Source organism: Geobacter pickeringii, from assembly GCF_000817955.1.
Classification (GTDB): Bacteria; Desulfobacterota; Desulfuromonadia; order Geobacterales; family Geobacteraceae; genus Geobacter; species Geobacter pickeringii.
This window is the reverse complement of record NZ_CP009788.1, coordinates 401,786-415,094: the sequence shown is the minus strand read 5'-3', so window position 1 is coordinate 415,094 and position 13,309 is coordinate 401,786. Positions and strand designations below refer to the sequence as shown.

Below are 13,309 nucleotides of genomic sequence, written 5' to 3'. Positions count from 1 at the left end.
AACACGCTGGGGTGTTGACGACCAAACCCACCTGTCGGATCGAGTGAGATCCATGAGGTAAAGAAGATATTGAAGACGTTGCTACTCGTCATGCCTCTGGCGATCAGCCTGCTATGGGTTATTACTGCTGGTACGCTAAGCCACCTGCGGCTGGTGGAGATCGTTGCGGAAGATTTGAATGTTGCATTCAACATAGGTGCCTACATCCTGACCTTCGCAATCTGTTTCTATGCCTGGCTGGTACCGGTGACCTTCTTCTTGTGGATATTTGAGCGGCAACTCTCCATCCTGACCATAAACGGCATTATCGCCGCAGATCTGCTGGTGTTGGTGCTTTTCAGCATCTTCCCCGGCGAGGGGGCGGGATTTTTTCGCCTAAACAATCGCGACATCATGCTGATTCCAGCGGTATACACCCAGTTCTTTATCATGAAGGCCGGCCTCATCCGGGAAGGGAGGATTCCCGACACCCGCCCAACGGCAACTCTTATCCAGGCTCTCCACGCTCCAGATCCGGAAATTCGGCGAAACGCCATAAAATCAATTAGTGCCAGAAGGGATCCTGCTGCGGTCGAAGCACTGACGGCCACCCTGAGGGATGAGGATTTTTGTGTCAGAGGCCGAGCAGTCGAGGCTCTTGGCAGAATAAACGACCGCCGTGTGGTAACGGTGCTTGTGGATGCCTGGAAGCATGGTGACGGCACCATGAAAAGCAGCGTAGAAGGTGCCTTGCTGCACATCGAGATTCCTGGCGCTGCCGATGAGCTGATCAATCTGTTGCATGACAAAGAAGCTCACCGATTACATGGCGCTGCCGCCAAAGCCCTTGGCGACATTGGAGATCGACGAGCGGTCGAACCGCTGATCAGGGCATTGGATGGCCCTGGCCGCGATCTGCACATGGTAAAGACACTGGCAAAGCTGGGAAACCCTCGCGCGGTAGAGCCGTTGCTGGGCCTGTTGCGGAAAAGCCGATCGAATGAGACTTTTGATGCAAATAATTATCTCAATGAGTCGATCGAGGCCCTTGGCGACCTGAAAGATCGTCGGGCTACAGGAGATCTGGTTCCGCTTCTCAAGAAAGGCAATTGGTATGTAAAAGGAATTACTGCCAGGGCGCTGGGGAAAATTGGCGATACCGGTGCGGTAGAGCCACTGATAGACGGCTTATGCGACAAGGAGGAGAATCTTCGAAAAAATGCAGCTATTGCTTTGGCCGAAATAAGGGATGATCGTGCCATTGCCCCGCTGGTCACCGTTCTGAATAAATCCGATGACACCTCTCTCAGGGAGGCGGCGGCATGGGCCCTGGGGAAATTCGGGAACCAACGGGTCATAGCCCCGCTTGTTGCCACATTAAAGAGTGACAAAAGCATCGATGTAAGGAGGCAAGCAGCCTACGCGTTGGGGAAATGCAACAGTTCGGAAGCCATAGCACCGCTGGTCGAGTCACTAAAACGTGATGGGCGCGATGTTCGGATGGCGTCGGCACATTCGCTCGGAGCGTTCCATCAAAGCAGCGCCATTGAATCGCTCATTGCTGCCCAGTCTGACCGGGACAGCTCGGTACAGTGGGAGGCAACCCTGTCGCTGGACCGCCTGCCCGGGAATGAGGCCGCCGCGGCAGTGGAAAACTTCGCTCGCAGATTCGACATCGCCGGCATCGCAAAGAATTACGAAAAAATCATCAGAAAAGGGGATGTTCGCAAGAAATACCCTTTGATATTCGCATTAAGCAGATACGGTAACGAGCAAATGGCCAAAGACTTTGTCACCAGTGGACATGGCTTGCTGGAAGACACAGGGAGGAAGTGGCTGAAAAGCCACGGCTTTCCACAGGACCCATCCCCCCGGCCCGGAGCTCCCGAGTGGGACAAGCAACCCGAACCCGATTGAATTGATGCTCGTTGCCGGAGAACGGTAAAGACGTTTAGGCGGTCTGCAGAGTCAGAGAGCCCGTGAAAATCATACGAGCGTGACGCTCATTGGCATAGTGGGACCTAAGATGCTGCGTGTCGACGCAAAGAGCTCTGAGCCAATCCCGACTCCACAACCAGCTGATCGCCTTTGACCTCCTCCGCCTGACAGATGCGTTGAGTTGGTAACGATAGAAAGAGACAAACCGGATGGACCTCCTCAACCCCACCCCCTTCACCGCCGCGCCGCTCTTTCTCACCGACCGCCACGGCGCCGAAACCCTCCTTGTCATCGTCAAGGGAACGTGGCAGATCAATCGGGACGGCACTCTTACCGTGGCCGAGGAGCAAGTGCCGCTCCGTTTCGAGCCCGAGTACTCCGGCGATCCCGCTTCGTCGAGCCTCATCCACGACACCGATGCCGTGCTGGAAAAGCCGGGCACCGACTGCATCCTCCTCGGCCACGCCTGGGCGCCGAAGGTGGGTGCCGGCTCCGTTGACGTCACCTTCGGCGTGGGGCCGGTGCGCAAGACGGTGCGGGTCTTCGGCGAACGGATCTGGATGAAGTGCCTGGGGAGGGTGACGATGTCGAAGCCAGCGCCGTTCGAGAGCATCCCCCTCGTCTGGGAGCGGGCCTTCGGCGGGAGCGACACGAGCTGCCGAGACCCGAAGGAGCACGAGTTTTGTCTCGAAAATCCCGTGGGGCAGGGGCTTCTGGCAAGGACGACGAGGCGGGAGATCGACGGTTTTCGCCTCCCTAACCTGGAAGAGCCGGCAGATCTCATCAAAAAACCCGATGACCGCCCCCGGCCGGCGGGGTTCGGACCGATTCCGCCCCACTGGCACCCCCGGGCCGGCTATGCCGGCACCTGCGATGACGAGTGGCGAAAGTACGTGAGCCCCCTCCCCCCCGACGATATCGACCCCAGTTTTTACTCCGTTGTCCCCCCCGGCCTTGCGTCGCCCCGGCATCTCTCCGGCAGCGAGCAGGTGCTGGTGCAAAACGCCTCCCGGGGCGGCCGGCTCCTGTTCGCTCTGCCGGGGGTCGTCCCCAACGTTTCGGTGACGGTCGGCGCTGTGGCCCATGAGCTGGAGATGCGGCTTGACACCGTCATCGTCGAACCGGATCCGGAGCGGCTCGTGCTCGTCTGGCGCGGGCGGCACAACGTCCACGGGAGGCTCCACGAGGTGAGGAGCGTGCGCGTCGGTTTCGACAGCCTTTGACGGTCCGCTGGATAGTTGACCGCGCAAGTCAAAAGGCCGCCCGGGATATCCGGACGGCCTTTTGACTTTTTCCGCGATGCTCGAAAAGAACTACCCGTGGCGGGTGATCTCCTCCAGGTTCCCCGCGATGACGGTGGCGGTGGCGGCCTGCTCCTCGGAGGCGGTGGCGATCTGGGTGATGACGGCCTTGATCTCCTCCACGGCCTGAACGATGGTGGCCAGGGACGACTCCACCTGGAGCGAGTGGTTCTCGCTCACCTCGGCCTCCTGCTTGGCGTTCTCGATGGAAGAGACCGCCTCGCGGGTCTCCCGCTGGATCTCGGCCACCATGGCGTTGATCTGCTTGGTGGAGTTCATGGTCTTCACCGCCAGGTTGCGGACCTCGTCGGCAACAACGGCGAAGCCGCGCCCCTGCTCGCCGGCCCGGGCCGCCTCGATGGCGGCGTTGAGGGCCAGGAGGTTGGTCTGGTCGGCGATCTCGTTGATCACCTCGATGATCTCGCCGATCTTCTCCGACTTGCTCCCGAGGGAGTCGACGATGGCGGCGGAGTCGCGCACGATCTGGGCCACCCGCTGCATCTCCTGCACCGAGCGGTTGACGATCCCCTGCCCCTCATGGGCAGTACGGGCGACATTGATGGCCGAGTCGGAGGCGTTGGAGGTGTTGCGCGCCACCTCGGTGACGGTCATGCTCATCTCTTCCATGGCGGTGGCGATCTGGGCCACCCGCTCCTCCAGGTAGTTCTTCCGCTCGATGTCGGCCCGATTGCGATCATCGATGGTTTTCTCGGCACTGATGTCGTCCCAGCACGCCATGTAGCAGCGCACCTTCCCCGGCTCCTTCGGGTCCCAGATCGGGTAGGAGGTGGTGCGCAGGGTGACGCCGCCGATGGGGATCTCGGCCCGGCGGGGCATCTCCCCCGGCTTGCCGAGGATCGTCCGGACCTTTCCCGGATCCTTGTGGAACTGGTGGATCGACTTCTCGAAGGCGTTGGCCACGTCGGCCCCCCGCAGGCCGCTGTTGAGCTCCTGCCGGTGCCGCATCATCATCTCCTTCGCCGCCCTGTTCATGTAGAAGATCTTGTTGTCGGGGGTGGTGTCGCAGAGCATGACGATGTTGCCCAGATTGTCGAGCATCTGCTTGAGCACGTCGAGTTCGGCATCCTTCTCCGCCAGTTCCTTTTTCAGTCCGTTCGAGAAAAGCACGGCCGGTCGCTCCTTTCGCCTGCATACCTTGCGCCCTCTGGATGTGGCGCTCACTCTTACCGTATCGGCGACCGCACCCGATACTTTACCCGTTTTTCGCCCGGACGCGGCGACGCCCCGGAACCAGCTTGATTCCGGGGCGCCTCCGTTGCCTGTCGTGCGGCTGTGCGGCTCAGAATCTGACCTGAACGCCGTAGGGGTCCTTGATCTCCACGTTGGGGTTGAACTTCAGCTTTTTCTCGCCCCGCTGGTCGAGGTACTTGTTGAGCTCCAGATTGACCGTTAGCGGCACATCCTCGCCCGCCTTGGTCAGGGCCTGGCGCAGGAGCGCCTCGGCCTTGGCGGCAAAGGCGGTGGCGTCGCCGAGGATGCGCAGCGTCTCGGTCGGGTTGTGGAAGCCGAGCGAATTCTCGGCCCCGACAAAGACGCAGCGATAGAAGGCCTCCTCGTAGAGGTCCTTCGCCCGGTCGTAGAGCGCCTTGTCGATGCTCTTTCCCGCAGCCTGGGCGGCGTGGACCTTCTCGAAGAGCTTGGCGGCGGTGGCGGTGGCGTAGCCGGACCGGACCATGAGCGAGACGGTACGGTCCTGGATGGCGGTCACCTGGTCGCGGAGCCATTCGGGTTTCTCGGAGTGGCACTGCAGACATGCCTTCATGTCACCCTTGAGGGGGCTCATGACCCGGTGGTCCGAGACCTTGAAGGCGCCGACCCGGGTGTAGGGCATGTGGCAGTCGGCACAGGCGGCACCGGCCTTCCAGTGGACGCTGCTGTTGGAGAACATCTCGAACTCCGGATGGCGGATGAACCCGAGCTTGAATCCGGTCACCCCCTGCTTCCACTCGCCGTAGGCCGGATCGCTGCGGATCTTCTTGATGATGTTTTCGATGGTGATGTTCCCCCATGTGCTCCCCTGCCAGGGGAAGAAGACCCCCACCGACTTCATCTCCGCGTCCTTGGGGATGGTGTAGGTTACGTGGCACTGGGCGCAGACCAGGCTCCGCATCTCCTGGCGGGTCAGCTTCGACTCGTCGACCCCCATATCCTTCAGCGCCGCCTGGAGGGTGAAGCCGCGGGAGAGCTTCAGGGTGAGGTCGCGGTTGTCGTGGCAGTCGATGCAGGCGACCCCCAGGGTCCGCTGCTTCTCGGGGATATGGGCAAGCACCTCCTTGAACGGCTTCTTGTAGTAATCCATGCCGAGCTCTTTTTGCAGCCGGGGGGCATAGGGGGTCTTGCAGGTGAGACAGACGCCGCCGGCCTTGAGGCGGCTCGCGTCGATCTCCAACTGGTCCCGCACCATGTAGGCGTGCCCGCGGGGTTCGTTGTACTCAACCCCGAATCCCCAGCCGTTGAAAAGCAGCGCCATGTAGGGAAACTCGGAGAGCTTGTCGTAGGTGATCCGGTCGGCATCGAACCCCCGCTTGTACTTGCTCTTCCCCGCAGGGGTCGGCTCCTCGGTCTTCTTCCAGAGCTCATACTCGGTGGGATACCCCTTTCCCCAGACGGCGGGATCGACCTCGCCGTCGGGAATCTGCACGGTCTTCACCGGCTCGGCCTTCTGCGGGGCACAGCCGCCAAGCCCCAACAAGATGGCCGCCGCAATGCCGCAGATCGTGATCGTCAGCGTTTCAACTCTCATCGTTGCGCCTCCTCTAGAGTGTTTCCATCGCCCCGCTGCGGGTGTGGGAGACCCGGCGGTGGCATTGCCAGCACTGCCGCTCCGTGTCGATGTGGGCGACGGTGGTCTCGTGACAGCGGACGCAGTTGCGCTGCAGCACCTTCTGTCCGTGCTCGGAGATCGTGATGTGTTCCGGCGGGAAGCCGGAATAGAAGACGATCACGTCCTTCATGCCGTCAATGGACTTCCAGATGTAATGCAGGCCGACATTCTCATTGGGCAGATGGCAGTCGACACATTTGATCCGCCGGTGGGCCCCGGTGTGGATCCAGGATTCGTACTCGCTCTCCATGACGTGGCACCGGACGCAGAAATCCGGCGTGCTCGACTTGGCCAGCAGTTGCGGCGGCCCGACCATCAGGAACAAGGCCACGGCGATGACGACGAACGCGCCCGAGACAAAGTAAATGACCCGGTTGCCGCCCCCAATCCGAACCATGCTGATCACCTCCTTTATTCCGGCCAAAACAAATCATTACAAATCATTAATAGTATACCCCCCACTTCCTCCCTGACAATCGACCGACGAACCTCCTCCCTTTGACTTATGTCAAAGCTCGTCGAAAAACTAATTTGTACTCTAACTATCACCACGGAAAACAACGGGCCAGAGGTCGTCGGCCCACGAGCATCGGGGAGGGGATATCATGCGGGTACCATGTTCACGGCGTGCGGCCGTCTCAGCGTTGGCGGCGACAGCGGGGGTGTTGGCCCTCACGGCGTTCCTCCTTGTCGGCCCGCCGCGGCTCCTGGCGAAGTCGGAGTCTCCGGAGTTCTGCGCCAGCTGTCACGTCATGGGGGATCAGTACGCCGCCTGGAGCCACGCCGGCGCCCACCGGCGGCTCAAGTGCGTCGACTGCCACCTCCCCAACGGCAATCCGGTAGTGCACTACGTCTGGAAATCCATCGACGGAATGAAGGACGTGATCTCCTTCAACACCGGCCACATCCCCGACCCGATCACACTCTCCGGGCACGGAACGAAGGTCCTCCAGGCCAACTGCATCCGCTGCCACGAGGCGACCGTAGCCCGGATGGACACCACCCGCCAGTGCTGGGGCTGCCACCGGCAACTGCGCCACAAACTGACCGGAATCATCGCGACCCGCTGACGCAGCGGTCGCGCCCCATAGTTGCGGCAACAAATTTCTGAGAGAGGAGAATGGTGACATGGAGATGAGGATGGCACGACGCGGCGCGGTGGCGCTCCTGCTGGCGGCAACGGCGATGGGGACGGGATGTGCGCCCCGGAAGCCGGAGCCGGTGAAGACGGCGGACATCGCCGACGGGACGGTGGATCCGGCCCAGTGGGGGAAGGTTTACCCGGTGGAGTACGACCTGTGGAAGAAGACCGGCGAGCCGACCCCTGCGGGGAAGAGCAAGTACAAGCACGGCTACGATGAAGGGGAGGAGCGCCGCGACAAGCTGGACGAATTCCCGTTCCTGGCCCTGCTGTACAACGGCTGGGGGTTCGGCGTCGAGTACCGGGAGCCGCGGGGGCACTTCTACATGATCACGGACCAGCTGGAGGTGGACCCGGGGCGGGTCAAGGCGGGGGGCTCCTGCCTCACCTGCAAAACCCCCTACGCGCCGGTCCTCCAGCGCCAGATGGGGCATGACTACTTCGCCAAGCCGTACCAGGAGGTGCTGGCGAAGATCCCGAAGGAGCACCAGACCCTCGGCGTCGCCTGCATCGACTGCCACAACAACCGCGACATGTCGCTGAAGATCTCCCGCGACTTCACCCTCGGCAAGGCCCTGGCGAAGCTCGGCGTCGACGAGGCGAAGCTCACCCAGCAGGAGAAGCGGACCCTGGTCTGCGCCCAGTGCCACGTCACCTACAGCATCCCCAAGGATGAGAAGATGAAGTCCACCGACGTCTTCTTCCCGTGGGACGAGAGCAAATGGGGGCACATCACCATCGAGGACATCATCAGGAAGCTCCGCAGCAACCCGCCCAGCGGCGAATGGACCCAGGGGGTGACCGGCTTCAAGGTGGCCTTCATCCGCCACCCCGAGTTCGAGCTCTTCTCCAACAACAGCGTCCACTGGCAGGCCGGCGTTGCCTGCAGCGACTGCCACATGCCGTACACCAAGGTGGGAAGCCAGAAGGTTTCCGACCACCGGATCACGAGCCCCCTGAAGAACGACCTGCGGGCCTGCCAGCAGTGCCATGCCGAGAGCCCCGAATGGCTCCGCGGCCAGGTCTATGCCATCCAGGACCGGACCATGTCCCAGTTCATCCGGGCCGGCTACGCCACCGCCACCGTGGCGAAGCTCTTCGAAATGGCCAACCGGGAGCAGGCCGCCGGAAAAGCGATCGACAAGACTCTCTACGAGCAGGCGAAGGACCACTACCTGGAGGCCTTCTACCGCGTGGTCTTCATCGGCGCCGAGAACTCCGTCGGCTTCCACAACCCCACCGAGGCGCTGCGGGTCCTGGGGGATGCCTCGACCCACGCCGGCAAGGCGGAGGGGCTCCTGCGGCAGGCCCTGGCCAAGGCAGGGGTGACGGTGCCGGTAACGGTGGACCTGGAGCTGTCCAAGTACGTGAACAACCGCGGGACGAAGAAGCTCATGTTCAAACCCGAGCATGAGATCAAGGATCCCCTGGCGGCCAGGTAGGAAAGAACGAGGCCGGGAGCCGGCGCGGAAACGCTGCCGGCCCCCGCCCCTCCCCGCGGGCCCCTTCCCGGGCCACTGACCGCCCCGGACTCCTTGACCTTCGCGAACCGCACGGTACCGTTTATCAAACACCGGCAGAAAGGAAAACAGCCATGACCGATGAATCCACCGAGAGACGCTACGCCGCCATCGCCACCGGGGTCCCCGACGCCGTCGTCTTCGCCGACCGGGAAGGGATCATCCGCCTCTGGAGCCCGGCGGCGGAACGGATGTTCGGCTTCACCGCCGCCGAGGCGCTGGGGCGCTCCCTCGACCTGATCATCCCCGAGAATCTCCGGGCCCGGCACTGGGAGGGGTACCACCGGGTCATGGCGACGGGGGAGACCCACTACGGCACCAAGCTCCTCACCGCCCCCGCCCTGCGTGCCGACGACAGCCGCATCTCCACCGAGTTCTCCATGGCCCTCGTGCGGGACGACGCCGGCGCCATGGCGGGAAGCGGCGCCATCATCCGCGACGTGACCGACCGCTGGCAGAAGGAAAAGGAGCTGAAGGCGCGGCTCGCCGAGTTGGAGCGGCGCTGCGGGGACGACGTACCGGCGCCGTGACGCGCCCACCCCGGAAAGGAACGCACCAGAGATGGAATATGTCATCGCAGGACACGCCCTCTGCTGGGGGCTCATCGCGGCGCTCGCCCTGCTCCGGAAGCCGGAATGAGCCGGGCGGGAGGATAGCGCCGTGAAACGACGGCTTGCCCGCCTGCCGGGCAAAATGATGGGGCGGCGCAACCGGAGCGTCCGGCAGCCGCTCTCGCTCAAATACGCCCTCTGGGGGTTTCTGAGCGGCACCGCCGGCATCCTCGCCATCCTGGCGGTGACCCGCATGGCGGGGCATTCGCTCCTCATCGGCTCCTTCGGCGCATCGGCGGTGCTCCTCTTCGGCGCCGCCGAATCCCCCCTCGCCCAGCCCCGCAACCTGGTGGGGGGGCACCTCCTCTCCGCCGGCGTGGCGGTGGCGGTGGTGGCCTGCGGCGGCACCGGCTCCGTGGCCATCGCCCTGGCGGTGGGGCTGGCAACCCTCGCCATGTACCTCACCCGCACCGTCCACCCCCCCGGCGGCGCCACCGCCCTCATCGGGGTCCAGGGGCACGCGGGGCCCGACTTCCTCCTCGTCCCGGTCCTGGCCGGCGCGCTGATCCTCCTGGCGGTAGCCCTCTTCACCAACAACATCGTCCACCACCGCCACTATCCGGAGCACTGGTGGTAAGATCCGGCACCGGCGCGTAAAACTACTTTGACTCTTCCCCCCGGCACCATTACAATTCATCCATGGCTGATGCGCACCTCACCGACGTGACCGGCGTGATCCTCGTCGGCGGCCGGAGTAGCCGCATGGGGCGGGACAAGGCGCTCCTCTCCCTGGGGGGAAAACCCCTGGTGGGACGGGTGATCGACGCCTTCCGGCAGGTCTTCGCCCGGACCATCCTCGTGGGAGACCGGGAGGAGCGCTTCCGTGAGTTCGATCTGGAGATCGTCCCCGACATCTACCCCGGCAGCGCCCTGGGGGGCCTCCACACCGGCCTCGCCCGGGCCGGAACCCCCTACGTCTTCGTCTCGGCCTGTGACGTCCCCTGGCCCGACCCGCGGGTGATCGAGCGGCTCTGCTCCCTGCGGCAAGGGCACGACGTGGTGGTGCCCCGCACCGACGGAGGGATCGACCCCCTCTTCGCCGTCTACGGCACGGGATGCCTCCCGGCCATGGAGCGGATGCTCCGGGAGGGGAACTACCGGATCTACGATTTCTACCCCGCGGTGCGAACCCGCCACGTAGCGCCGGAGGAGCTGGAGGGGCTCGTGATGCCGGGACGGACCTTCGTCAACGTCAACACCCCCGAAGAGTTTGAGACCATACGACACAAGGAGGAAGGGATGGCGGTCAAGGCGGTTTCTTTTGTAGCCAAGTCGGGGACGGGGAAGACGACCCTCCTCGAACAGGTGATTATGGAGCTGAAGGAACGGGGATACCGGATCGGCGTCATCAAGCACGACGCCCACCGCTTCGACATCGACCACCCGGGGAAGGACAGCCACCGCCTCACCGCGGCCGGGGCCGACACCATGCTCATCTCCTCGCCGGAAAAGCTGGCAGTGGTGAAGAAGCACCCTGCCTCCCCCCCCATCGAGGAGCTGCTGGAAACCTATTTCGGCGACGTGGACCTCGTCCTCACCGAAGGGTTCAAGAAGAGCGGCCTGCCGAAGATCGAGGTCCACCGGAAGGAACGGAGCGCAACGCTGCTCTGCCGCGGCGAGGAGCACGATCCGACCCTCCTGGCCGTGGCGAGCGACGAGGCGCTGGAGCTCGACGTGCCGGTCCTCGACCTGAACGACCCGGCCCAGGTGGCCGGGTTCGTCGAGCAGACGTTCCTGAAGTAGGGGGCACCCCCATGGTCTCCATCGAAGAAGCCCAAGCCCTCATCCTCTCCCGCGTCGCCCCCCTCGGCGCCGAGGAGGTGCCGCTCCTCGCCGCCCTCGGACGGATCAGTGCCGAGGACGCCGTCGCCCCGTGGGACATCCCGTCGGCCGACAACTCGGCCATGGACGGCTACGCCTTCGCCCTCGACTCCCTTGCCGACGGACGGCTCACGGTCTGCGACTTCGTGCCGGCCGGCGTCACCCGGAGCGAACCGGTCCCCGCCGGCTGCGCGGTGAAAATCATGACCGGCGCCCCCCTCCCTCCCGGCTGCGATACCGTCGTGCCGGTGGAGGACGTGGAGGACGACGGGGACGCCATCCGGCTGCGGGGCGAGGCACGGCGGGGGGACCACATCCGTCGCCGGGGCGAGGAGGTGACCGACGGCTCCGTGGTGGTTGCGGCGGGAAATCTGCTCCGCCCCCAGGAGATCGGCCTCCTCGCCTCGCTGGGACGGACCACCGCCCCGGTCTTCCGGCGGGCGCGGGCCGCGGTCCTCGCCACCGGCGACGAACTCCTCCAGCCCGGTTCCATCCCCGAGGCGGGGAAGATCATCAACAGCAACAGCTCCAGCATCGCGGCCCAGCTCCTGGACGCCGGGGCCGAGCCGCTCATGCTCGGCATCGCCCGGGACGACCGGGAGGTGACCCGGCGCAAGGTGGGGGAAGGGCTCCAGGCCGACCTCCTCATCACCACCGGCGGCGTCTCGGTGGGGGACCGGGACTTCGTCCGCGAGGCGCTCGCCGACCTCGGGGGGGAGCTCCTCTTCTGGAAGGTGAACATGAAGCCGGGGAAGCCGGTTGCCTTCGCCGTGGTGGGGGGGAAGCCGGTCTTCGCCCTGCCGGGGAACCCGGTGGCGGCCATGGTCGCCTTCGAGCAGTTCGTCCGCCCGGCGCTCCTGAAGATGGCCGGCCACGGGCGTCTCTTCCGCCCCGTGGTCCGGGGGACCCTGACGGAGACCGTGAAGAACCGGGGGGACCGCCCCCACCTGGTGCGGGTGGCGGTGCGGCTCGAGGCGGGGCGCTACCTCCTGGCCACCACCGGCGACCAGGGATCGGCCCGGCTCACCTCGCTCACCAGCGGCAACGGCCTCGTAAAGATCCCTGCCGGGCGCACCTTCGCCGCCGGCGACGAGGTCGAGGTGCAACTCCTCGACCGTCATTTCGAACTGGGGACAGGAACAGATGAAACTCGTTGACAGCTTTGGCCGCCGGATCAACTACCTCAGGCTCTCGGTCACCGACCGCTGCAACCTCCGCTGCCGTTACTGCATGCCGGCGGGAGGGGTGGAGAAGCTCGGCCACGGCGACATCCTCTCCTACGAGGAGCTCTTCCGCATCGCCCGGGCCGCCGTCACCATCGGGGTCGAGAAGATCCGGATCACCGGCGGCGAGCCCCTGGTGCGCAAGGGGATCGTGGCGTTCCTCGAACGGGTGGCGGCGATCCCGGGGCTGCGGCAACTCGTCCTCACCACCAACGGCCTCCTGCTGCCGGAGATGGCGGCGGACCTGCGCGCCGCCGGGGTCCAGCGGCTGAACATCAGCCTCGATTCGCTCAAGGCCGAGACCTTCCGCGCCATCACCCGTACCGGCGACGTGCAGCGGGTCCTGGCCGGCATCGATGCCGCCCGGGCCGCCGGCTTCCCGCCGCCGAAGATCAACATGGTGGTGATGCGGGGGGTGAACGACGACGAGGTGGTGGAGTTCGCGCGGCTCACGATCGACCGCCCCTACACGGTCCGCTACATCGAGTACATGCCGGCGACCCGGGAGGAAAACTGGCAGCAGCTCTGCATCCCGGCCCATGAAATCCTCGGCCGGATCACCGCCGTCTACGAACTGGAGCCGGTGGAGAAGGGGGCCATGGCCGGGCCGTCGCGGGATTTCCGCATCCGCGGGGCCGCCGGGACCATCGGGGTCATCTCCGCCGTCTCGGGGCACTTCTGCAACGAGTGCAACCGGATCCGGGTCACCTCCACCGGCACGGCCAAGAGCTGCCTCTTCTCCGACGAGGGGCTCGACCTGAAGCCGTTCCTCGGGGGGGACGACCCGGCGCCACTGGAGGATGCCCTCCGGAGGCTGGTGGAGTGCAAGCCGGCGCGGCACGGGATGGATGCGGAAAAGGCGGAGCACACGGCGTTCTCCATGGCGAAGATCGGCGGGTAGCGGGACAAAACGCAAAATTACGAGAGGTT

At 64.5% G+C, this 13,309-nt stretch carries 12 protein-coding genes; 9 read left to right on the top strand and 3 right to left on the bottom strand.

The features are described 5' to 3' along the window. The first annotated feature begins 90 nt into the window (after positions 1-90). A complete protein-coding gene (locus tag GPICK_RS01905) occupies positions 91-1,896 on the top strand; it encodes a HEAT repeat domain-containing protein (RefSeq protein WP_236685616.1) in 1,806 nt (601 codons plus the stop codon). A 230-nt stretch (positions 1,897-2,126) separates the two neighbouring features. Beyond that, the gene (locus GPICK_RS01900; protein WP_039740051.1) at positions 2,127-3,140 is read left to right on the top strand and encodes a DUF2169 family type VI secretion system accessory protein; all 1,014 of its coding nucleotides are present in this window, start codon (positions 2,127-2,129) and stop codon (positions 3,138-3,140) included. Between the two features lie 90 nt (positions 3,141-3,230). On the opposite strand, the gene GPICK_RS01895 is transcribed toward GPICK_RS01900, so the two are convergent. From GPICK_RS01895 to nrfH (GPICK_RS01885), 3 genes are all read right to left on the bottom strand, one after another. Next, positions 3,231-4,346, bottom strand: a complete 1,116-nt coding sequence (locus GPICK_RS01895) for a methyl-accepting chemotaxis protein (protein ID WP_039740050.1) — start codon at positions 4,344-4,346, stop codon at positions 3,231-3,233. Positions 4,347-4,518: 172 nt separating this feature from the next. After that, positions 4,519-5,982 (bottom strand): ammonia-forming cytochrome c nitrite reductase subunit c552, encoded by a 1,464-nt coding sequence (locus GPICK_RS01890; protein WP_039740049.1) that lies wholly within the window; start codon positions 5,980-5,982, stop codon positions 4,519-4,521. 13 nt (positions 5,983-5,995) lie between these two features. Beyond that, the gene (nrfH, locus tag GPICK_RS01885; RefSeq protein WP_039740047.1) at positions 5,996-6,460 is read right to left on the bottom strand and encodes a cytochrome c nitrite reductase small subunit; all 465 of its coding nucleotides are present in this window, start codon (positions 6,458-6,460) and stop codon (positions 5,996-5,998) included. Positions 6,461-6,707: 247 nt separating this feature from the next. On the opposite strand from nrfH (GPICK_RS01885), the gene nrfH (GPICK_RS01880) reads away from it, so the two are divergent. The 7 genes from nrfH (GPICK_RS01880) (at position 6,708) to moaA (ending at position 13,280) form a co-directional block, all read left to right on the top strand. Next, positions 6,708-7,133, top strand: a complete 426-nt coding sequence (gene nrfH / locus GPICK_RS01880; RefSeq protein WP_330217060.1) for a cytochrome c nitrite reductase small subunit — start codon at positions 6,708-6,710, stop codon at positions 7,131-7,133. A gap of 64 nt (positions 7,134-7,197) precedes the next feature. Then, on the top strand, positions 7,198-8,646 hold the full coding sequence (locus GPICK_RS01875; RefSeq protein ID WP_236685688.1) for an ammonia-forming cytochrome c nitrite reductase subunit c552: 1,449 nt from the start codon (positions 7,198-7,200) through the stop codon (positions 8,644-8,646). A gap of 152 nt (positions 8,647-8,798) precedes the next feature. After that, positions 8,799-9,254 (top strand): PAS domain-containing protein, encoded by a 456-nt coding sequence (locus GPICK_RS01870; RefSeq protein WP_039740041.1) that lies wholly within the window; start codon positions 8,799-8,801, stop codon positions 9,252-9,254. A gap of 130 nt (positions 9,255-9,384) precedes the next feature. Then, the gene (locus tag GPICK_RS01865) at positions 9,385-9,912 is read left to right on the top strand and encodes an HPP family protein (RefSeq protein ID WP_039740039.1); all 528 of its coding nucleotides are present in this window, start codon (positions 9,385-9,387) and stop codon (positions 9,910-9,912) included. Between the two features lie 62 nt (positions 9,913-9,974). After that, positions 9,975-11,078 (top strand): bifunctional molybdenum cofactor guanylyltransferase MobA/molybdopterin-guanine dinucleotide biosynthesis adaptor protein MobB, encoded by a 1,104-nt coding sequence (mobAB, locus tag GPICK_RS01860; RefSeq protein WP_039740037.1) that lies wholly within the window; start codon positions 9,975-9,977, stop codon positions 11,076-11,078. Between the two features lie 11 nt (positions 11,079-11,089). Further along, on the top strand, positions 11,090-12,313 hold the full coding sequence (locus tag GPICK_RS01855) for a molybdopterin molybdotransferase MoeA (protein ID WP_039740035.1): 1,224 nt from the start codon (positions 11,090-11,092) through the stop codon (positions 12,311-12,313). Then, on the top strand, positions 12,300-13,280 hold the full coding sequence (gene moaA, locus GPICK_RS01850) for a GTP 3',8-cyclase MoaA (RefSeq protein WP_039740034.1): 981 nt from the start codon (positions 12,300-12,302) through the stop codon (positions 13,278-13,280). Before GPICK_RS01855 ends, moaA begins: the two co-directional genes overlap by 14 nt. The last annotated feature ends 29 nt before the right edge of the window (positions 13,281-13,309 follow it).

Excerpts from the sequence above, each read along its gene's own strand:
- moaA (WP_039740034.1), top strand. The coding sequence starts at position 12,300 with ATGAAACTCGTTGACAGCTTTGGCCGCCGGATCAACTACCTCAGGCTC.
- GPICK_RS01890 (WP_039740049.1), bottom strand. The coding sequence starts at position 5,982 with ATGAGAGTTGAAACGCTGACGATCACGATCTGCGGCATTGCGGCGGCC.
- GPICK_RS01875 (WP_236685688.1), top strand. The coding sequence starts at position 7,198 with ATGAGGATGGCACGACGCGGCGCGGTGGCGCTCCTGCTGGCGGCAACG.
- GPICK_RS01905 (WP_236685616.1), top strand. The coding sequence starts at position 91 with ATGCCTCTGGCGATCAGCCTGCTATGGGTTATTACTGCTGGTACGCTA.
- mobAB (WP_039740037.1), top strand. The coding sequence starts at position 9,975 with ATGGCTGATGCGCACCTCACCGACGTGACCGGCGTGATCCTCGTCGGC.
- GPICK_RS01855 (WP_039740035.1), top strand. The coding sequence starts at position 11,090 with ATGGTCTCCATCGAAGAAGCCCAAGCCCTCATCCTCTCCCGCGTCGCC.
- GPICK_RS01870 (WP_039740041.1), top strand. The coding sequence starts at position 8,799 with ATGACCGATGAATCCACCGAGAGACGCTACGCCGCCATCGCCACCGGG.
- GPICK_RS01900 (WP_039740051.1), top strand. The coding sequence starts at position 2,127 with ATGGACCTCCTCAACCCCACCCCCTTCACCGCCGCGCCGCTCTTTCTC.
- nrfH (WP_039740047.1), bottom strand. The coding sequence starts at position 6,460 with ATGGTTCGGATTGGGGGCGGCAACCGGGTCATTTACTTTGTCTCGGGC.